Raw genomic sequence first — 19,807 nt, 5'->3', positions numbered from 1 at the left:
CGCGACGAGGGACACCCCGGGGGACACGACGGAGAACGCCGCGAGGGTCACAGCGAAGGACCAGGTGGCGTACGGGTGTTCCACCGCCCCGGCGGCCGTGGTCTGTCGTGGACGTGAGACCGCCGGTTCAGCGCAGGTGCGAGGTGTCGTTGAACGCCTTCACCACCGCGGGACCGTCGGCGTAATACTCGATCAGGGACAGGGCTGACAGGTCGAGATGCATGCGGTAGAGCGCGCCGAGGGGAGCCAGGAGCGCGAACCGCAGCAGCATCTTGATCGGCGTGACGTGGGAGACGGCGAGGATCGTCTTGCCCTCGTAGCGTTCGACCAGCAGGTCCCCGGTCGCCTGGACCCGCCGCGCCGCCTCCCCGAAACTCTCCCCACCCGGCGGCGCGGCGGACGGGTCCGCCAGCCACGCGGCGAGTTCGTCGGGCCAGCGACGCTGGATCTCCGTGAACGTGTGGCCTTCCCAGTCTCCGAAGTCGGTCTCCCGCAGCCCCTCCTCGACGACGACCTCGAGCCCGGCCCTGGCCGCGACGATCTCGGCGGTGGCGCGGGCGCGCCTGAGCGGCGAGCTGACGATCACCTGGACGCCGTACGGCTTCCCGGCGAGTTTGGCCGCGGCGGCCTCGGCCTGGGCGATGCCGTTGGGGGTGAGTTCGGGATCGCCGAGCCCGGAGAACCTGCGCTCGACGGAGAGGGGCGTCTCACCGTGCCGGAGCAGATACAGCGAGGTCGCGACGGAGGTGGGCGGGCGCCAGCCGGTTCCCGGACTCGTGGAGGTGGCCGTCCGGGCCGCTCGCTCGCGCGTGGTGGTCCCGCTGCCGCCCCCGTCACCGCCGGGGTCATCTAGGTCACCTGCCCCGAGATCACCGGCGTCGGAGGCACGGTCGCCGAGGTCGCCGAGGTCGGAGGCACCGTTGCCGAGATCGCCGGTGTCGAAGAGGAGAAGGTCCTCTCGGCTTTCGGAGACGCCGCTTTCCGAAGCACCGCTTTTGGAGGCCCGGCTTTTGGAGGCCCGGCTTTCCGAAGCGCCGGTTCCAGAGGGGCGGCCGCCGGGGGCGCCGCTACCGGAGGTACCGGCCCCGGAAGCCCGGCCGCCGGGTGTTTCCGTGGCGGTGGCGCCCGAGAGGGTCCAGGCGCGTCCCTTGGCGGCGGCGTCCATGGCCTCGTTGGCCAGGCGGTCGGCGTCCTTGTTCTTCTCGCGGGGGATCCAGCGCCAGGTCACCTTGAGGCGCCTGGCGAGGGCCGCGGCCTCCAGGGCGAGCGGGCGCAGGCCCTCGTTCTTGACCTTCCAGCGGCCGGCCATCTGCTCGACGACCAGCTTGGAGTCCATCCGGACCTCGACCTTCGCACCGTCGCCCGCGAGAGCGAGGAGGGAGGTGAGGCCCGCGATGAGCCCCCGGTACTCGGCGACGTTGTTGGTCTGGGTGCCGATCGACGCGGCGGTCTCGACCAGCACCTGGCCGTCGGCGGCGTCCTTGACGACGGCGCCGTAACCCGCCGGGCCCGGGTTGCCCCGCGAGCCGCCGTCGGCCTCGATGACGTACGAGGTCACAGGGCTCACAGACCGGACTCGGCGGTACGGACGAGGATCCGGCGGCACTCCTCGCAGCGGATGACCTCGTCGTGGGAGGCGGCCTTGATGCGGTTGATCTCGGCGATGGACAGGCTCGTGCGGCAACCGAGGCAGCGGGCTCCCTGGAGCATCGCGGCGCCCACCCCGAACTGCTCCTTGAGCTTGCCGTAGAGGGTGAGCAGGTCGGCCGGGATGTCCTCGGCGACCCCCGCGCGCTTCCCCTGGAGCTCGTCCCTCTCCTTGTCGATCTCGGCGAAGGCCGCGTCCCTGCGGTCCTCGGCGGTGCCGCGGGTGCCCGCGAGCTCGTCACGCTCGGACACGAGCCTGGTGACCTGCGCGTCGGCCGCCTCGCGGCGCTCCATGATCTCCAGCACGACCTCCTCCAGATCGCCCTGCCTGCGCTTCAGGGAGACGATCTCGGACTGGAGGCTGGCCAGGTCCTTGGGAGAGGACACCTGGCCGGAGTCGAGGCGCTTCTGGTCGCGCTCGGCGCGGGTGCGGACCGAGTCGACGTCGGCCTCGGCCTTTGTCTGCTCGCGGGCGAGGTCGCCGGACTCGGTCTCGGCGGCGATCACCTGGGTGGCGATGCGGGCGATGCGCCCGGAGAGCTCGTCGATCTGGGCCAGCTCGGGCAGGGTGCGGCGGCGATGGGCCAGCCGGTCGATGGCGGAGTCGAGTTCGGCCAGGTCAAGCAGACGCTTCTGGGCCGCAGGGGCTGCTTTCACGTGAAATCCTCGCACTTTGCTGTTGTGTTCCAGGCGTCCGTGACCGTCTCGGATACGCGCGTCTCAACAGTAATCCCCCTGGCGGCCGACGCGGACGCGAGATGGTGTGCCGCGTCGGTGAGCCAGGGCCATTCGGTGGCCCAGTGGGCCGCGTCGATCAGCGCGGGGCCGTCCGAGGCCTCCATGAACTCGCTGGCCGGATGGTGGCGCAGATCGGCGGTGAGGAAGACGTCCACCCCGGCGGCGCGGGCCGTCCCGAGGAGGGAGTCTCCCGATCCCCCGCTGACCGCGATCCGCTGGACGGGCCGGCCGGGGTCTCCGGCGACCCGCAGGCCACCCGCCGTGGCGGGCAGTCCCCGGGCGGCCTGCCGGGCGAACTCGGCGAGGGGGACGGGGGCGGGCAGCGAGCCGACGCGGCCCAGGCCGCGCCGGGGGTCGTCGGCGGCGGGACTGAGCGGGACGAGCGGACCGGTCAGGCCGACGGCGCGGGCGAGCGCGTCGGAGACGCCGGGGTCGGCGACGTCGGCGTTGGTGTGGGCGGTGAAGAGCCCGATGTCGTTCTTGATCAGCGTGTGGACCAGGCGGCCCTTGAAGGTGGTGGCCGCGACGCTCGTGGTGCCGCGCAGGTAGAGCGGGTGGTGGGTGACGATGAGGTCGGCCCCCCAGTCGAGGGCCTCCTCGGCGACGACGGCCACCGGGTCGACCGCGAACAGGATCCTGCGCACCTCGGCGGAGGGATCTCCGCAGACGAGCCCGACCGCGTCCCACGACTCCGCCCATCTCGGGTCGTAACGGGACTCCAGCTCTGTGACGATGTCGGCAAGCGTAGGCACGTGCGCAGACTATCGGCCTCTCCCGGACGGCTCGTCACACCGGCTTTCACACCGGCTTTCGCACCGGTTTCCGCAGCGACTTCCACACCGTCTTTCACACTGGTTTCCGCACCGTCTTTCGCACCGGTTTCCGCAGCGACTTCCATACCGCGTTCACGGCGACTCCCGCGGCAGCCTCAACGACCTCCTCCGCGACTTCCGTGACAGCCTCCACGGTGGCTTTCCCGCTGGTCGCGGAACTCCCGCCGATCTCCGCGGAGCGAACCCGGAAAGGCCCGTCCCCGCCGGGTGCAGCGTCTGACACCCGAAGTCGATCAGAGGGGTGCCTGCCGTTGGAACCGCGGGACACGCACCCGGACATGTCTCGAAGTGAGCGTGTCGGCAGATACGCCGAGGTCGCGAGCGCGCTGGCGTTGCGCAGTGACCGGCAGCCCGGCGAGTCCCTGGAGCGGGCGCGGGTTCTGGGCTCGGGGATCGGTGGCACCTCGGTGCTGTTGACCGTCGACGGCGTGCCGGTCTTCGCCAAGCGAATCCCGCTGACCGACCTGGAGCGTCGCGCGGACAACGTGATGTCCACCGCGAACCTGTTCGGGGTGCCTCCGTTCTGCCAGTACGGACTCGTCGAGGTCGCCGGTCCGGGCTTCGGCGCGTGGCGCGAACTCGCGGCCGGCGTCATGACGACCAACTGGGTCCTGGCTGGCCGCAGCGCGGCCTTTCCGCTGCTGTACCACTGGCGGACCTCGCCGGCGCTCCGCCGGCCGTGGCCGCGATGATCCGCCGGTACGCACCCGTCGCGGCGGCCATGAACGACTTCTACTGGGACGTGTTCGGCACCAGCAGGACGACGCCGTACCCGAGCGGGAAGATCGAACACGCCATGAGCACGCTGCGCTGACCCCCAGCTGAGCCCCACTCGAAGATGCGCTGATCCCCACTCGAATCCGCCGGGCACCGCACTTCCCCGGTGCGGGGGGATCGCCTAGCGTAAGTGGACACCGACACTCGGAGGGCGGGCGGATGAGGCCTAATGTCGCGATCATCGGTGCCGGATTCGGTGGGCTGTGCATGGCCATCCAGTTGGAGAAGGCCGGAATCCGCTCGTACACGGTCTTCGAGAAGGGGGTGGATGTCGGGGGGACCTGGCGCGACAACACCTATCCGGGGGCGGGCTGCGACATCCCCTCACATCTCTACTCCTTCTCCTTCGAGAGATACTCCAGCTGGACGCGCCGCTATCCCGGGCAGCCGGAGATCCTGCGCTATCTGGAGGGGTGTGCCGACAAGTACGGCCTGCGTTCCCGCATCCGGCTGAACACCATGGTCGTCGCCGCCGCCTTCGACGAGTCGCTGGGCAGGTGGCGGGTCCGCACGACGGCCGGGGACGAGCTGTTCGACGTGGTGGTGTCGGCCGTGGGACAGCTGAACCGGCCCCATCTACCGAACATTCCGGGAATGTCGTCGTTCAACGGAGCGGCCTTCCACTCCGCGCGCTGGAACCACTCCGTCGACCTGGCGGGCAGGCGGGTGGCCGTGATCGGGAACGGATCGTCGGCGGCGCAGCTCATCCCGAAGGTGGCCGAGGTGGCCGGGCATCTGGACGTCTTCCAGCGGACCCCCAACTGGGTGATCCCCAAGCCGGACGCCGTCTTCGGCCCCCGTGCGCGGATGGCCTTCCGTCACGTGCCGTTCCTGCAGCGCGCCTACCGCGAGTGGGTCTACCGGTACGCGGAGAACACCCTCTACCCGGCCCTGGCCGGGGGCTGGAGCACGGACCTGCTGCGCAAGCGGGCCCTGGGGCACCTGCGCGAGCAGGTCCCCGATCCGCTGCTGCGGGCCAAGCTGACCCCCGGCTACCCGGTCGGCTGCAGGCGGGTCGTCATCGACAGCGGTTTCTATCCCGCGCTGACCCGCCCCAACGTGGACGTCGTCACCGACGGGATCACCAGGATCGTCCCGGGCGGCGTGGAGACCACCGCCGGGCTCCGCGAGGCCGACGTCATCGTCTACGCGACCGGGTTCGACACCTCCGACTTCCTGGCCCCCATGCAGGTCACCGGGCGCGGGGGACGACAGCTGGCCGAGGAGTGGAAGGGCGGCGCGGAGGCGTACCTGGGCATCGCCGTACCGCACTTCCCCAACCTGTTCCTGCTGTACGGCCCCAACACCAACCTCGGCCACAACTCGATCGTCTTCATGATCGAATGCCAGGTCCGGTACATCATGGGCTGTCTGCCCTACCTGGCCTCGCGCGGGCCGATGGAGGTCCGGCCGGAGGCGATGGCCACCTGGCGGCGGAGCCTCGACCGGGCCATGGAGGGCATGGTCTGGCAGGCGGGCTGCACGAGCTGGTACAAGAACGCGGCGGGCCGGTTGACCAACAACTGGCCGGGCACCACGACCACCTACCGCCGCATCACCAGGGCCCCGCGTCCGGAGGCCTTCCACTTCGCGCGCCGGACCGCCGCCACCGGACCGGTAACCGGTAACCGGTAAGACGAGCCGCTCCGTGGAAGCACCGGCCCGCGCCTCGTACGGAGGCGAGCGATTACGGGGGGCGCGGAAGTACGAGACGGGCCCGGGGGCCGATACCGTCGTGGCGAACGAGAGCCGTCCGCGCAGAAGGGCCCGCCCGTGTCCGCCGACCTCCACAGCGACTCCGTGGTCGCCGATACCCACAACGACCTGCTGATGGCCGTCACCGCCAGGCCCCCTCACCGGTGGGCCTCCTTCTTCCGCGACCGCTGGCTGCCGCAGCTGCGCGAGGGAGGGGTGAACCTCCAGGTGCTGCCGGTCTTCATCGACGACCGGTACCGTCCCGAGGGCGCGCTCCGGCAGACCCTGCGCATGATCGAGTGCGCGCACGTGCTGGCCGAGGGCAACGCCGACGCCGTACGCCTCTGCCTGGACGGGACGCAGATCGACGAGGCGCTCGCCGAGGGCAGGATCGCCCTGGTCCTGGCGCTGGAGAGCATGCCGGGCCTGGACGCCGCCGTCGAGCTGGTGCCGACGCTGCACCGGCTCGGCGTCCGGGTCGCCTCGATCGCGCACTGGGGCCGTACGGCGCTGGCCGACGGCAGCGGCGAGGACGCCACCGGCAGCAGGCTCACCGCGGCGGGGGTGGAGACGGTACGGGAGATGGAACGGCTCGGCATGATCTTCGACATCTCCCACCTGGGTGTCTCCGGGGTGGAGCATGTGCTGGAGCTCGCGACCCGGCCGGTGATGGCCACCCACTCCTCGGCCCGCGCGCTGCGCGACCACCACCGCAACCTCACCGACGACCAGATCCGCGCGGTCACCGCGACCGGCGGCGTGGTGTGCGTCAACTTCCTCGCGGCCTTCCTCTCGGAGGATCCGGCCGAGTACACCGTGGACCGGCTGGTGGACCACATCGAGCACGTCGCGAGCGTCGGCGGCATCGACCACGTGGGACTCGGCCCCGACTTCATCCGCGAGGTCATGCACGACGTGACTCCCCCGTGCTGCGAGCCGGACTACGGCGTCGACCCCCTCGCGGCCCTGCCGGGGCTGTCGGGCCCGAGCGGGCTGCCCCTGGTCACCGACGCCCTGCTCAAGCACGGCTTCGCCGACGAGGAGATCGTGAAGATCATCGGAGGGAACGTGCACCGGCTGTTCCGCGCCCAGCTGGGCAGGCCCGCTTGAGCGAGCCCGGCGTGGGGCACCACCGGAGGGGGACCGGATGACGACCTCGGCCGGTACGGACGCCGGGCGGCGCATCCCGGACGGGAACGGGACGACGGACGACCGGCGATCCGGGCACCGGGCGGCGCGCCCGAAAGGGAACGGAACGACGGATGGCCGACGGCTCCGGCATCGAGCGGCGCATCTTGGAGGGGAACGGGACGACGGATGACGGGCGATCCGGGCGCCGGGCAGGGCGCCCCGAGGGGGGACGGCGGGCGGACGGCGGGTGATTCCCGCGACGGCGGGGTGCTCGTCGTGGAACTGGCCGAGATCGGCGAGTTCGAGGACGTCCAGCGGCTGTTCGACGGGATCTGGAATCCCGACCCCGCCAACCCGCCGATCACGGTGGAGATGATGCGGGCGCTGTCGCACGCGGGCAACTACGTGGCCGGAGCGTACGAGGGCGGCAGGCTGGTGGGGGCGTCGGTCGGTTTCCTGGGCGCTCCGGCCGGGCAGGTGTTGCACTCGCATGTCACCGGCGCCCTGGCCGGGCGCGGGATCGGGTTCGCGCTGAAGCTGCACCAGCGGGAGTGGGCGCTGGAGCGCGGCCTGGAGCGGATCACCTGGACCTACGATCCACTGGTGCGGCGCAACGCCCACTTCAACCTGGCCAAGCTGGGGGCCCTCCCGGAGGAGTACCTGCCGTCCTTCTACGGTGTGATGAGTGACGCGATCAACGCCGGGGACGAGTCGGACCGGGTGCTGGCCGTCTGGCGGCTGACCGCCCCGCACGTCCTGGCCGCCGTCCGGGGGGAGCCGTACCGGCCGGTGATCCCGGCGGACGCGGTGGCCTGGCTGGGCGAGCGGGACGGCCGGCCGGTGCGGGGCCCGGCCGACACCGCCGACACCGCCGACGCGGCCGGGGCGGGAACGGTGCTGGTCGCCGTGCCCCGGGACGTCGAGGCGCTGCGCCGCGCCGATCCCCGGGCGGCCGGGGCGTGGCGGCTCGCCGTACGCGAGGCGCTGGGCGGCCTGCTGGAGGAGGGCGGCCGGGTGACGGGGTTCGACCGCGAGACGGGCTACGTCGTCGAGTGGCGGCCCGGGGACGGGCTCCGCCCGGCGGGAGAGCCACGTCGGCGGGAGACAGAAACCCCACACGGCGACGCCCCCCGGCACGGCAGCGAAACCCCGGACGACAACGACACCCGCCACAACACCGGGACCCCGAACGACGGCGACACCCGGCACGGCCCCAGAACCCCGAACAACGGCGACACCCGCTACAACGCCAGAACGCCGAACGCCGACGGCACCCGGCACGGCACCGGGACCCCGCCCGGTGACAGCGCCCGGCACGGCACCGGGAACATCTACAAGATCGAAACTTCGCACGAAACCGAAATTTCATACAAAAGCAGCACTCGGCACGACGGCGGAATCCCCCACGACCACGGCGACCGGCGTGACGGGACCCGGCGTGACGGGATCTCGTACGGCGGCGGAAAGAGAGACGCGTGAGGATCACTGGTATCGAGCTGCGACGGGTGGCCATGCCCCTGGTCACCCCCTTCCGCACCTCCTTCGGCACCGAGACCGAACGCGACGTGCTGCTGGTGCGCGTCGTCACCCCCGACGCCGAGGGCTGGGGCGAGTGCGTGGCCATGTCCGACCCCCTCTACTCCCCCGAGTACGTCGACGCCGCCGCCGACGTGCTGCGCCGTTTCCTCGTCCCCGCCCTGCCCACCGACACCGACGCCCACGGCGTGGGCCGCGCCCTGCACCCTTTCAAAGGCCACCGCATGGCCAAAGCCGCCCTGGAGACCGCCGTCCTGGACGCCCAGCTACGCTCCGGTGGCCAGTCCCTGGCCGCCTACCTCGGCGCCGCCGCCGACCGCGTCCCCGCCGGGGTCTCGGTCGGCATCATGAACTCCGTCCCCGAGCTCATCGAGGCCGTCACCGGCTATCTCCACGAGGGCTACCGGCGCGTCAAGCTCAAGATCGCGCCTGGCTGGGACATCGCCCCCACCCGCGCCGTGCGCGAGCACTTCGGCCCCGACCTGCTCCTACAGGTCGACGCCAACGCCGCCTACACCCTCACCGACGCCCCCCACCTCGCCAAACTCGACCCCCTGGACCTGCTGCTCATCGAGCAGCCCCTCGCCCACGACGACCTCCTGCAGCACGCCCGCCTCGCCACCAGGATCACCACCCCCGTCTGCCTGGACGAGTCCATCGAATCGGCCGCCCACGCCGCCGCCGCCATCACCCTGGGCGCCTGCTCCATCATCAACATCAAGCCCGGCCGCGTCGGCGGCTATCTCGAAGCACGGCGCATCCACGACCTGGCCCGCGCCCACGGCCTCGCCGTCTGGTGCGGCGGCATGCTGGAGACCGGCATCGGCCGCGCCGCCAACCTCGCCCTCGCCGCCCTGCCCGGCTTCACCCTGCCCGGCGACACCTCCGCCTCCCGCCGCTACTACACCACCGACCTCACCCCGCCCTTCGAGCTCCGCGACGGCCACCTCACCGTTCCCGCCGCCCCCGGCATCGGCGTCGACCCCATCCCCGCCGTTCTCGACGAGGTCACCACCTCCACCGAATGGATCACCCTCTAGCCGTACCGACTTGAGAGGTCGAATACGCGGAGCCGGACGCCGGTCGCCTCCTCGCGTACCGGCACAGCGGGGCTCCGTCGTGGCCCTGGCCAGTGCCGATACCCATAAAAGACCATATTCATGCAAATCAGTACCTACTCATATAGGTATAAGGATATTTGCGGCCTCTTGGCGATTAATCCCCTCGAAACGGTAATCAATCTGCCTAATGTCCTTGTCAAACGGCTGGAGAGCGACGTGTTCACGGGGAGCAGGTGGTCCGTACGGCTCCGGCTGACGCTGATCGCCGTCTTCATGACCGTCGTGTCGGGAGTCGCCCTCATCGCGATCGCGACGTTCTCCGTCCACGGCCTGGCGGGCAGTTTCAAGACCGAGGAGGCGGCGGGCGCCGCGCTGCAGAGCGTCCATCTGGCCAAGCGGGGGCAGCTGCCCGCGGTGGTACCGCTGGGCAAGACCGACGGCATGCAACTGCTGAACGCGAAGGGCGAGATCATGGCGTCGACGCCCAACCTGGTCGGCGCTCCCCGGATGGCGAACTTCGCCCCTCCTCCGACGAGCGTCAGGCAGGACAGGGAGGTCTGCGACATCCCCCGATATCCCGGCAGGTGCATGGACATCGTTGCCTTCCGGATCTATCAGGACGAGGGGGACTGGGTTCTCTACGCCGCGGCCGACCAGGTTCCCTGGTACGTCCGTCCCGAGCTGTTCGCCCTCATCGTCGGCGGCTCCCTCGCGATCGTGGCGGTGACGGCGGCCGGCACCTACCGGACGGTGACCAGCGCCCTCGTACCGGTGAAGGCGATCAGGCGCGAGCTGGAGGAGATCACCGCGACCGACATCGGCCGCCGGGTGCCGGTCCCGGCCGCGCGGGACGAGATCAGAGGGCTGGCCGAGACGATCAACCAGACGCTGGACAGGCTGGAGGCGTCGGCCGAGCAGCAGCGCAGATTCACCTGCGACGCCTCCCACGACCTGCGCAGCCCGCTCACCGCCATGCGCGCCCAGGTGGAGGAGGCGCTGCACTACCCCGACGACGTCGACTGGAAGGCGAAGACCCGCGCGATGCTCGGCAGCCTGGACCGGCTCCAGGCGATCGTCTCGGACCTGCTGGCACTGGCCAGACTCGACTCCGGCGTCCCGGCCCGCTACGAGCGGATCGACCTGGGCGCACTGGTCGGCGAGGAGCTGGACAGACGCGAGCGCCGCGTCCCGGTCGACAGGGACCTGAAGCCCGGGGTGGCGATCATCGGCAACCGGCTCCGGCTGGCCAGGCTGCTCACGAACCTGATGGACAACGCGGAGCGGCACGCCGTCTCCCAGGTCTCGGTACGGGTGTACCCGGACGGCGGGACGGCCGTCATGGAGGTGTCCGACGACGGCGCCGGGATCGCCCCCTCGCAGCGGGAGCAGGTCTTCCAGCGGTTCACCCGGCTGGACGCCTCCCGCCACCGGGACGCGGGGGGCACGGGGCTGGGACTTCCCATCGCGAGGGAGATCGCCCACACGCACGGCGGTCTCCTGAGGCTGGAGGACAGCACGCGGGGCGCCAGGTTCGTGTTGCGCGTCCCCCTGCACCCCGGTCCGGACGGCGCCCCCCACCCTCCCCCGCTCACCCTCTGACCGCATCCCGCCCTCCCCGGCTCCCCCTCGACCGCACCCCGCCCTCTCCCGCTCCCCTCTGACCGCACCCCGTCTCCCCTGCCCTCCCCCGCTCACCCCCTGTCTCCCCCTCCCGGCCTTCGCCCCCGCCCCACTCTCTCCCCCGTTCCCGGCTCGGCCGCCGACCGTGCCCCGCCCTCCCCGGCCTCCCCCGGTCCTTCCTGACCGCACCCTCCGGCCCTCCCCACCCGGCCCCTGACCACCGCTCCGCCCCGTTCGCGCGTCCCCCGCGCCCTCCTCCCGGACGGCGATTCCGTCCGGGCGCGGGCCTGGAGCGAGGTCGCCGAGCCCCGCCCCCTGCCCCTGATGGGAGACCGTGACCCGCTAGTGTTCCCTTGTGGCAAGGGGATTTGGGCGATTACGGCGTGAAGATCTGCTCCGGACCGCGTGCGACGTCATCGCGGCCCAGGGGTTCGGTCACACGCGGACCGCGGACATCGCCCAGGCGGCCGGTGTCAGCCAGGCGCTGCTCTTCTACCATTTCGAGACCAAGGAGAAGCTGTTCGCCCAGGCCTTCTCCTACGCCGCCCAGCTCGACCTGGACGCGCTCGTCAAGGTGGAGGAGTCGGGCGGCTCCCCCTTCGACCGGCTGCGCGCCCTGCTCAGGTTCTATCCGCCCAGCGGGAAGTCCAAGTCGTGGGCCCTGTGGATCGACGCCTGGGCGGAGTCGATGCGCAACGCCGAGCTGGAGGAGATGTCCCGCAGGATCGACCTGCGCTGGAAGGCCGCCCTCCGCGCGATCATCGACGACGGCGTGGCGGCGGGGATCTTCACCTGCGCGGACCCCGAGGGCGCGACCTGGCGGGTCATGTCCCTCATCGACGGCCTGTCCACGCAGGTGACGGTGCACCGGCGGGTGCTCTCGCGGGCGCGGATGACCGAGTTCATCCGGACGGCCGCGGCGGCGGAACTGGGTCTCTCCCCCTCCGACCTGAGCTGAACAGCCCCTTGGGCAGCACGACCAGGAGCATGGCGAGGGCGATCAGCCCCCCGCCGAGGTACACGCCCGCGGTGAGCGGTTCCCCGTACAACGCCACGGCGAGGGCGGTCACCCAGAGCGGCTGGGCCGACAGGATCACCGCGGCGGGCACCGGCGGGACGTGGACCTGGCCCCAGGAGCGGGCCAGGAAGCCCAGGGCGCAGGCGACGATCGACAGGTGGCCGAGGATCATCCAGTCACCCGGTGCGGAGGGCAGGGTGAGGCCGTCCGGCACGGCGAGGACCCCCGTCATGACGGCGATGGTGCCGAGCTGGATCACCGTGACGGCGTAGGCGTTCTGCCGCGCCTCGGCGGAGTCGCCGAGCACCAGCGTGTGGGCCGCGTACAGGACCGCCGACAACAGGGTGGCGGCCAGGGCGGGCACGGCGACGTCCCCCTCCGCGCCTCTCAGCAGGGTGAACGCGGTCATCGCGGCCGTGGCCAGCGCCACCGCGGCCCAGACCCGGCCCGGGGTCCTGGCTCCGAGCAGGAACAGCCCGAGGACCGGGGTGATCACCACGTACGAGCCGACCGTGAACCCCGAGACCGACGAGGGCAGATCGTGCAGCGAGACCGCCTGGGCCGTCTGGCCCACACCGAACAGCAGGCCGAGCAGGACGCCGGTCAGCCAGGTGCTCTCCGACAGCCCCCGCAGGCTTCTCGGACGGAGAGCGAGCAGTACGAGCGTGGCGACGCCGTACCGCTCGGTGAGAAGGTCCGCCACGGGCATGCGGACGATGAGGTCCTTCATCAGCGGGAAAGCCGATCCCCACGCGGCGCTGACGAAGATCAGGAGCACGATTCCCAGGACGGGCCGGGGAGCTACCACTGCCATACCCGAAGGGTTCCATCACCCGCAGCGACCGAAAGGTCACCGACCGGATCGGGAGTGGCATGGATACAACCCTGAGTGAAGGACGCCACACCGGCACGAGGGACCTCATACCTTCACCGGCCTTTCGTCCGGCCGTTCCGGAAAGTGAGGGCCTTTCGAGAGGTGAGGGCCTTCCGGGGGGTGAGGGCCTTCCGGGGGGTGAGGGCCTTCCGGGGGTGAGGGCCGGGAGCCGGGCGCTCGGGGCCATCACCGCCCCGGGAGACCGGTCACCGCTCCCACGTCCGCGTGGTGACCCGGGAGCCGGAGGGGCTCAGGGGACCGAGCGGATCCTCCGGACGAGGACGGCGCCCAGGAGGACGAGGACGGCCGAGGTCAGGTAGAGGACGGGATAGCCGCCGAGACCGGCCACGATGGGACCGGCGATGACGGGGCCGAGCACCTGGGGGCCGGAGTTGGCGATGTTGATGACGCCGAGGTCCTTGGCCCGTCCCTCCGCGGCGGGCAGGACCTGGGTGACCAGGGCGTTGTCGACCGAGAGGTAGATGCCGAAGCCGACGCCCATGATCGCGGCGGCGACCAGCGCCACCGGCCACTGCGGCCAGAACGCGAGCATCACCGCGGGGACCACGCTGATCAGGCCGGAGACCGTGACGAGCGCCCTGCGGCGGCCGAGCCTGTCGGAGACGACACCCGCGACGACGGTGGTGAGCACGACGGTCGCGGTGTAGATCAGGATCAGCACGAGCAGGCCGTCCTCGGCCTTCTCGCCGGGGAAGATCCGTTCGTAGCCGACCGCGTCGGTGAGGAAGTACAGCAGGTAGAGCGTGGCGACGGCGTTGCCCAGTTGCATCAGGAAGCGCGTCAGCCAGGCCCAGAAGAAGTCGGGGTGGCTGCGCGGGCTGATCCAGAACCCCTTCAGGAAGGCCCGGAGCCCGAAGGGCGGCCTGGTCGCCAGGCGGGGGTCGTGGGTGGTGAGGACGAAGGGGAGCACGCCGAGCGGAATCAATACCGCTATCAAGAAATATCCGGATTCGGTGGTGGTGGCGACCATGGTGACCAGGACCACGGCGAGCACCACCCCGAGCGACTGGGGAATCCCGATCCAGCCCGAGACCTCACCGCGCTGGCCGACCGGGACGTGGTCGGGCACCCCCGCGCTGAGCGCGGCCTGCGTCGCGTTGAGCCCGGCCTGCGCGAGACACCACCCGGCCGCCACGCCGAGGATCGAGCCCTGGCCCGCCAGCAGGACCAGTGCCCCGGCGCCGACCAGCGCCCCGCCCAGCGACCACGGGTGCCTGCGCCCGAACCGTCCGGCCGTACGGTCGGACAACGCCCCGGCGACGGGGTTGAACAGCATCGCGACGGCCGCTCCCACCCCGGTCACCAGCGCCAGCGCCCCCTCCTTGCCCGCCGGGTCGATCGACGCCACCTGCGAGGGCAGCAGGACCTGGAGCGGCCCGAAGTAGGCCATCCAGAGCGCCAGGTTCGCCAGCGAGATGCCGATCACCCACCAGGGCCCCACCCTGCGTGTCGGCTCGGCGAGCGCCGCCCGCGGGTCAGGCGTGGTCACCGGCCACCTCTCTCGGTCCCGGCACCCCGGGGTCTCCGGCGCCCCGCACCGTGCCGGTGCCCGGCACCCCGGCGAGCTGGAGTTCCGGCCGGGCGGCGGGGCGCTCGACCGGGACGATGCCGCACAGTCCGGCGACCTCGTCGAGCGGGACGTCCCCGGCCACGGAGGCGACCAGCAGGGTCTCCAGCCCGCGCAGCAGCGCGTAGGCCGTGGGGCGCGGCAGGTAGGCGGTGTCGGCCATCAGGTACAGCTCGCAGGTGTTGGTGGCGGTCCCGGTGGCGAACAGGGCCGTGGCGTCCACCTCCGGCCAGGATCCGACGTGGAAGGTCCGGGTCCGCTCGGTGAGGGCGGCGATCGCGGCGGGGTCGCCCGGCGGCTCGACCGCGGGCAGGTGGGGCCAGTGGCCGACGGTCCGCGTGTCGTTGAAGTAGGCCGACAGGTCCACGGGCCGCCCGCGCTCGCGGCCGATCTCCTCGCGCAGCGCCATCATCCGGTACGGGTCGTAGTGCGCGTTCCGGTAGGCGGTCAGCGCCTGCCGGTGCCCGGCGCGGGCGGCGTCGGCGAACGTCCCGTCCGGCAGGCCGAGGACGAAGATCCCGTCCTGTACGGCGCTGCCCGCCATCGCGGCGATCCTGGGGTCGTGCCGGTTGGCCACGATGAGCTGCATGACCACCTCGCGGTGACCGGTGAGCGTGCCGAGCAGCACCGCGCTCGCGGCGGTCAGCACGCTGGCCGTGCTGATCGACCAGCGCGCCGCCAGCACCTCGGCCGCCGCCGCGGTGGCGGCCGACTCCATGCCGACCTTGACGAACCGCGGCTCCTCCGGCGTCGTACGGGGGAAGTCGAACATGCTCAGCGGCGCCCGCTCCAGGATCGCGCGCCAGTGGCGCAGCGTCCGCTCGCCACGGGCGGCGCCCGCCCCCTCGCGCTCGAAGGCGGCCTGGTCCGTCGGCTGCCAGGTGGGAGTGGCCGGTTCGCCACCGGCGAGCAGGTCCCGCCAGTCGCGCGCCAGCACCTCCAGGGTCCCGCCGTCCACCGCGAGGTGGGACAGGGTGAGGGCCACCGTCCTGGGGCGGTCGTCGACGGTCACGACGGCGCAGCGGAACGGCAGGTCGGCCGCGTAGTCGAACGCGGTGGCGGCGAGCCGGACGGAGAGCTCCTTCGCGGCGGCGAGCGGCTTGTCCTCCCCGGCGTCGTACACCTCGACGGTGAACTCGCCCCGGCGCGCCACGCGCTGGACCAGCCCGCCCGGCGTCTCCTCGTACGTCGTCCGCAGCGTCTCGTGCCGCTCGACGAGCACGCGCAGTGCCCGCAGGACGGTGTCGAGATCGCGCCTGCCGTAGACGGGCAGCACCCAGGGCATGTTGAAGTACGGGTCGTCGTCGTCCAGCCACCGGGTGAGCCGCCAGATGGCCAGCTGGCCCCAGCTGAGCGGCGACTCGCCGCCCCGCGCTCCGGCGAACTCCACGGACGTCGCGCCGAGCCGCGCGGGACCGGCCGTCATCGGGTCCGGCCGATCGCTTCGACGGCGCCCTCGCGGGACGCCCTTTCCCATCCGTGTACCAGCGACATCGACATTCCAGGTGCCTTTCTTCCGGCCTGCCGCGGCGGCCCCGAACAGGCCCCGCGGCTTCTTTTGCTGACTTCTCCCGACCGGTTCACGGGCAGGGCGTCGACGACGGGAATCCGTCCGGGGATATCGCGCCCGGCCAGGCGTTCCGTCAAAAGGAAACCGGCGCGGGCGAATGGTTTCCTCTCGGCCGGTGAGAGGCCGGTTCGCGTCACGACGCCTCCGTGCTGTCGGGAGGGGAACCCGGGCGCGTTCCCTTACGGCGGAGAACGGAACCGCCCGAACGGGCGGTTCCGGGACGCCGGCCGGATCGGCACGGCCCGGAGGGGACGCGCGAGTCCGACGACGTCGAGGACGTACGCGGCGCGGAACGGCCTCGGTGCCGGGAGACGCCGAGGGACGCCAGGAGACACCGAGAGACGCCAAGAGACGCGGACGCCCGGGCACGACGTGTCCCGACCACACGTCCGCCCTCACACCGTGCGCGGGCACGGCGACTTCTCCCCCGCGCACGAGCGCGGCGGATCGGTGGCGTTGCTCAAGCGAGGCTAAGGATCACGCGCCGAATTCGTCAAGGTTTCGCGGTTGTTTTCCAGCCCGATAAAGCTCAACAAACTATCTCTCAAGAGCTCTTACCGGAGAAATCCGCCTATTCTTCATTTTTTGAATGTTTGTCATCCTCTTAGTCATTGACTCCGCCCCGCCGGGCCCCTAACCTCCACGGGCCGAAACGCCGGACCGGCCGACGACGGGCCCTGCCTCCGGGCGGGGCGCGGACGGCCCCTCGCGGGCGCGATTCCCAGGCGGGAGGCCAGGGTGGGAGGCTGGGGTGGGAGCATGTCATTCGTCATGACGACCCCAAAGGAAGGCCACGACCGGTGAGGCGGCTACTCACGGTCCTGCTGCTCGCGTCCGCCGCGCTGCTCGGCGCGGTCGCCCCGGCGCAGGCCCACAACGTGCTGATCAGCAGCGACCCCAAGGACGGTACCGAGCTGGCCACCGGCCCCGAGAAGATCACACTCACCTTCGACCAGCCCGTCCGGCAGGGCTTCGCGCAGATCAGCGTGATCGGCCCGGACGGCACGCGGTGGGAGGACGGGAAGACCACCGTCGACAGGACGAAGGTCAGCGTCGGCGTGCGGCCCCTCGGCCCCGCGGGGATGTACGCGGTGGGCTACCGGATCCTCTCCTCGGACGGCCACCCGGTCTCCAGCAAGATCACCTTCACCCTGACCGCCCCCGGCCTGGGCGGCGCCGCCCAGGCGCCCGCCACCTCCGCCCCCGCGGTCTCCGCCGCCGCGCCTCAGGAGCCCGATCTGGGCGCCCAGGCCGCCGAGGCCGCGCAGAACGGCGGGGCCGGGATGGCCGTGCTGTGGATCGCGGGCTCCATCGTCCTGCTGGGCGGGGCGACCGTCGTGGCGATGCGCCGTACGAGGGAGCAGGGAGGCACGGGATGACCGTGACCGCCGAGCGGGCCGCCGAGGCCGGCACCGCCAGGAGGCTGGTGATCGGCGGGTTCGTGTCCGCGGCCCTGGTGGCCGTGCTGGTCGCGACCGCGCTCTCCCGCCAGGAGGTGGTGCCCGGGATCGCCATCCCCGGACCGCTGGTGGAGTACGGGCTGCCGGCGCTGCGGGTGCTGCTCGACCTGGCGGCGGTGGCGGTGGTCGGGCTCAGCCTGCTGCCGAAGCTGCTCGGGTTCGACGACCCGGACCGCACCGAGCCGGTGATGCGCCGGGCCCGGCCGATGGCCGTCACCTTCGCCTGGGCGTGGGCGCTGCTGGCGCTGGTCGTCATCGTGTTCCAGACGGCCGAGCTGAACCCCGGGCTGGTGCCCACCCCCGGGATGATCGCCGAGTACGTCGACGGCGTCGGCGCCGGGCAGGGCATGCTCTTCAGCGCCGCCTGCGCGCTGTCCTACGCCGGGATCGGGCTGCTCGCCGTGCGGTACGGCGAGAAGGTCCCGGCCGAGCTGCGGATCGTGATCGCCTTCTTCGGGCTGCTGCCGATCCCGGTCACCGGCCACGCGGTCGACTCGGTCTGGCACGACCCCATCATGATCTCGATGGAGCTGCACGTGATGGGCGCGGCGGCGTGGACCGGCGGCCTGCTCACGATCGTCCTGCTCGTCGCCGGGGACCGGGAGCTCCTCGCCCGGGTGCTCCCGGCGTTCTCCAGGCTCGCGACCCTGGCGCTGGTCGTGGTCGGCCTCTCCGGCCTGGTGAACGGCCTGGCCACGATGGCCCTCACCCCGGGCGTGGAACTGCCCGGGGCCCTGCTGACCAACGAGTACGGCCTGCTGGTCGTGGCCAAGGTCGCGTGCGTGGCGCTGCTGATCCCGTTCGCCGCCCACATCCGCTTCCGCCTGCTGCCGCACGTCGCCGAGCGGCGGGCGACGGCGGTCGTCGGGTGGGCGGCGGCCGAGATCGCCGTGATGGGGCTCGCCTACGGGGTCGCGGTCGCGCTGACCAGCGCCTCCCTTTCCTGAGCCCGCAGTGTGTGACGGCTGAACGACCATTCGGCGGCGAGCCACAGGACGGCGAGCCCGGCCCCCCCGACCAGCATGGTCGTGGGGGGCACCAGCGGGGGCGCGATGAACGTCGAGTGCTGGAAGCGCAGCGCCTGGTCGACGAGGAGGGTGGCGCCGGCGGAGCCGACCAGCGCCCTGACCACGGGCATCCTGATCAGGAACGCCAGGTCGACGGCGAGCGCCCCGGCGATCACGAAGACCGGGATCGCCGAGCGCGGGAAGTCGGCGACGGCGAGGAGCGGCCAGATCAGGGTGCGGAAGACGATGTAGGCGCCGACCACGGCGGTGGCGGAGAACATCCGGCCGATCATCGCGCGGGCGTAGACGGCCACCATGATGCCGGCCATCACCGCGTAGAGCGGGTAGAGCTGGTCGGGCACGGGCAGCGCGAAGTGGAGCGCCACGGCCCTGTCGTCCATCGGCAGGCCGATCTGGTCGGCGGCGAACTTGATCAGGATCGGCTCGGCCTCCGGCTGGCCCCGGTCCCAGGCGGCGATGCTGTACACGCCGTACTCCTGGTGCTGGGCCGGGAACCAGACGTTCTCGAAGAGGAACACGAAGAGCCCGCCGAGGACCAGCGTGCGCGTCCGCCCCGGGACCGCCCGGACGAACCAGCCCCGGATCACGCCGCAGACCATGAAGAGCGTGCCGATGTAGAGCATCAGGTGCGAGGGGCTCCACGAGGTGATGTCGAGCCCGTTGATCCGGTGGTTGATCAGGTCCAGCGGGACCGCGACCAGGAAGACGCCCGTGCCCCAGGTGATGAGGCGCTGCGCGAGCCTGTCCACGCCGTATCCGGTGTAGACGTGGATGATCGTGAGGGCGAGGGCGAGGGCGGTGCCGACGCTGTTGAGGAGGTGCGGCGGTGCCAGGTCGTCACGGAGCCACTTGAAGTGCCAGGAGACGTCCCAGGACGCCCCGAGCACCTTGAACGAGAAAGCCACCAGCCACCCGAGGTAGAGGAGCTTGAACAGCTCCTCCGGGGTCTCCCTGCCGGCCTTCCCGCGCGTCCAATACGGCAGAGCCCACTCGATGACGGGAGTGGCTCTTCTTCGAAGGCTCTCTACTGGCTTCACGCCTCGAAATGATGCCGCTCCTTTACCTCGCTCCGCAATCGGGGATAACCCTGAGCACCGGGGCTGCCTCCTCATTCCTCCCCCATGGGTGATCACTTGCGTTCGGCCACCCCACCGGCCGCGACGTCCGGCCGGCGGCCGAGCGGCGGTTGACCGGCGGTTGACCGGCGGGAACGCTCCTGAGAACGGTCTCA

The 19,807-nt window shown here is 71.6% G+C and carries 17 protein-coding genes; 10 read left to right on the top strand and 7 right to left on the bottom strand.

The genetic code is table 11. From position 1 onward, the window contains the following. Positions 1–127: 127 nt before the first annotated feature. From ACFFRH_RS28210 to ACFFRH_RS28200, 3 genes are read right to left on the bottom strand one after another with little or no spacing between them, the layout of a single operon-like run. On the bottom strand, positions 128–1,558 hold the full coding sequence (locus ACFFRH_RS28210) for a bifunctional RNase H/acid phosphatase (protein ID WP_386160837.1): 1,431 nt from the start codon (positions 1,556–1,558) through the stop codon (positions 128–130). 5 nt (positions 1,559–1,563) lie between these two features. Continuing rightward, positions 1,564–2,304, bottom strand: coding sequence for a zinc ribbon domain-containing protein (locus ACFFRH_RS28205; protein ID WP_344743941.1), 741 nt, complete (start codon positions 2,302–2,304; stop codon positions 1,564–1,566). After that, positions 2,301–3,137: a Nif3-like dinuclear metal center hexameric protein gene (locus tag ACFFRH_RS28200; RefSeq protein WP_344743943.1), complete on the bottom strand. Its 837-nt coding sequence runs from the start codon at positions 3,135–3,137 to the stop codon at positions 2,301–2,303. The genes ACFFRH_RS28205 and ACFFRH_RS28200 overlap by 4 nt, the downstream gene beginning before the upstream one ends. Positions 3,138–3,496: 359 nt before the next feature. On the opposite strand from ACFFRH_RS28200, the gene ACFFRH_RS28195 reads away from it, so the two are divergent. From ACFFRH_RS28195 to ACFFRH_RS28160, 8 genes are all read left to right on the top strand, one after another. Further along, the gene (locus ACFFRH_RS28195; protein ID WP_344743945.1) at positions 3,497–3,910 is read left to right on the top strand and encodes a hypothetical protein; all 414 of its coding nucleotides are present in this window, start codon (positions 3,497–3,499) and stop codon (positions 3,908–3,910) included. Continuing rightward, a complete protein-coding gene (locus ACFFRH_RS28190; RefSeq protein ID WP_344743947.1) occupies positions 3,907–4,032 on the top strand; it encodes a hypothetical protein in 126 nt (41 codons plus the stop codon). The genes ACFFRH_RS28195 and ACFFRH_RS28190 overlap by 4 nt, the downstream gene beginning before the upstream one ends. A 122-nt stretch (positions 4,033–4,154) precedes the next feature. Next, a complete protein-coding gene (locus tag ACFFRH_RS28185) occupies positions 4,155–5,630 on the top strand; it encodes a flavin-containing monooxygenase (RefSeq protein WP_344743949.1) in 1,476 nt (491 codons plus the stop codon). A 138-nt stretch (positions 5,631–5,768) separates the two neighbouring features. Then, the gene (locus ACFFRH_RS28180) at positions 5,769–6,800 is read left to right on the top strand and encodes a dipeptidase (RefSeq protein ID WP_344743950.1); all 1,032 of its coding nucleotides are present in this window, start codon (positions 5,769–5,771) and stop codon (positions 6,798–6,800) included. Positions 6,801–7,007: 207 nt separating this feature from the next. Continuing rightward, the gene (locus tag ACFFRH_RS28175) at positions 7,008–8,300 is read left to right on the top strand and encodes a hypothetical protein (protein WP_344743952.1); all 1,293 of its coding nucleotides are present in this window, start codon (positions 7,008–7,010) and stop codon (positions 8,298–8,300) included. Then, positions 8,297–9,397 carry an o-succinylbenzoate synthase gene (gene menC / locus ACFFRH_RS28170; protein WP_344743954.1) on the top strand — a complete coding sequence of 367 codons (1,101 nt, stop codon included), beginning with the start codon at positions 8,297–8,299 and terminating at the stop codon, positions 9,395–9,397. Before ACFFRH_RS28175 ends, menC begins: the two co-directional genes overlap by 4 nt. A 237-nt stretch (positions 9,398–9,634) precedes the next feature. Beyond that, a complete protein-coding gene (locus tag ACFFRH_RS28165; RefSeq protein WP_344743956.1) occupies positions 9,635–11,017 on the top strand; it encodes a sensor histidine kinase in 1,383 nt (460 codons plus the stop codon). Between the two features lie 376 nt (positions 11,018–11,393). After that, entirely contained in the window at positions 11,394–11,996 is a 603-nt protein-coding gene (locus tag ACFFRH_RS28160; RefSeq protein ID WP_344743957.1) for a TetR/AcrR family transcriptional regulator, read from the top strand. On the opposite strand, the gene ACFFRH_RS28155 is transcribed toward ACFFRH_RS28160, so the two are convergent. The 3 genes from ACFFRH_RS28155 to ACFFRH_RS28145 all read right to left on the bottom strand — a co-directional run bounded on the left by ACFFRH_RS28155 (position 11,941) and on the right by ACFFRH_RS28145 (position 15,944). Next, on the bottom strand, positions 11,941–12,870 hold the full coding sequence (locus tag ACFFRH_RS28155; protein ID WP_344743958.1) for a DMT family transporter: 930 nt from the start codon (positions 12,868–12,870) through the stop codon (positions 11,941–11,943). The two genes, ACFFRH_RS28160 and ACFFRH_RS28155, sit on opposite strands and share 56 nt — an antisense overlap. Positions 12,871–13,180: 310 nt before the next feature. Continuing rightward, complete coding sequence (locus ACFFRH_RS28150; RefSeq protein WP_344743959.1) at positions 13,181–14,440, bottom strand: MFS transporter; 1,260 nt, start codon at positions 14,438–14,440, stop codon at positions 13,181–13,183. After that, entirely contained in the window at positions 14,427–15,944 is a 1,518-nt protein-coding gene (locus ACFFRH_RS28145) for a condensation domain-containing protein (RefSeq protein ID WP_344743961.1), read from the bottom strand. The genes ACFFRH_RS28150 and ACFFRH_RS28145 overlap by 14 nt, the downstream gene beginning before the upstream one ends. 944 nt (positions 15,945–16,888) lie before the next feature. On the opposite strand from ACFFRH_RS28145, the gene ACFFRH_RS28140 reads away from it, so the two are divergent. Next, a complete protein-coding gene (locus ACFFRH_RS28140) occupies positions 16,889–17,467 on the top strand; it encodes a copper resistance CopC family protein (RefSeq protein WP_344743962.1) in 579 nt (192 codons plus the stop codon). Further along, positions 17,464–18,495 carry a CopD family protein gene (locus ACFFRH_RS28135; RefSeq protein ID WP_344743963.1) on the top strand — a complete coding sequence of 344 codons (1,032 nt, stop codon included), beginning with the start codon at positions 17,464–17,466 and terminating at the stop codon, positions 18,493–18,495. Before ACFFRH_RS28140 ends, ACFFRH_RS28135 begins: the two co-directional genes overlap by 4 nt. Here ACFFRH_RS28135 and ACFFRH_RS28130 read toward each other — a convergent pair. Further along, positions 18,453–19,613 (bottom strand): hypothetical protein, encoded by a 1,161-nt coding sequence (locus tag ACFFRH_RS28130; protein ID WP_344743965.1) that lies wholly within the window; start codon positions 19,611–19,613, stop codon positions 18,453–18,455. The two genes, ACFFRH_RS28135 and ACFFRH_RS28130, sit on opposite strands and share 43 nt — an antisense overlap. Between the last annotated feature and the right edge of the window lie 194 nt (positions 19,614–19,807).

The sequence above is a fragment of the Streptosporangium vulgare genome (assembly GCF_042428775.1).
GTDB classification, from domain to species: Bacteria; Actinomycetota; Actinomycetes; order Streptosporangiales; family Streptosporangiaceae; genus Streptosporangium; species Streptosporangium vulgare.
The sequence above is the reverse complement of the archived record's forward strand: the minus strand, read 5'-3'. Positions and strand labels throughout refer to the sequence as shown.

Excerpts from the sequence above, each read along its gene's own strand:
- ACFFRH_RS28175 (WP_344743952.1), top strand. The coding sequence starts at position 7,008 with ATGACGGGCGATCCGGGCGCCGGGCAGGGCGCCCCGAGGGGGGACGGC.
- ACFFRH_RS28185 (WP_344743949.1), top strand. The coding sequence starts at position 4,155 with ATGAGGCCTAATGTCGCGATCATCGGTGCCGGATTCGGTGGGCTGTGC.
- ACFFRH_RS28190 (WP_344743947.1), top strand. The coding sequence starts at position 3,907 with ATGATCCGCCGGTACGCACCCGTCGCGGCGGCCATGAACGACTTCTAC.
- ACFFRH_RS28155 (WP_344743958.1), bottom strand. The coding sequence starts at position 12,870 with ATGGCAGTGGTAGCTCCCCGGCCCGTCCTGGGAATCGTGCTCCTGATC.
- ACFFRH_RS28195 (WP_344743945.1), top strand. The coding sequence starts at position 3,497 with ATGTCTCGAAGTGAGCGTGTCGGCAGATACGCCGAGGTCGCGAGCGCG.
- ACFFRH_RS28145 (WP_344743961.1), bottom strand. The coding sequence starts at position 15,944 with ATGACGGCCGGTCCCGCGCGGCTCGGCGCGACGTCCGTGGAGTTCGCC.
- ACFFRH_RS28135 (WP_344743963.1), top strand. The coding sequence starts at position 17,464 with ATGACCGTGACCGCCGAGCGGGCCGCCGAGGCCGGCACCGCCAGGAGG.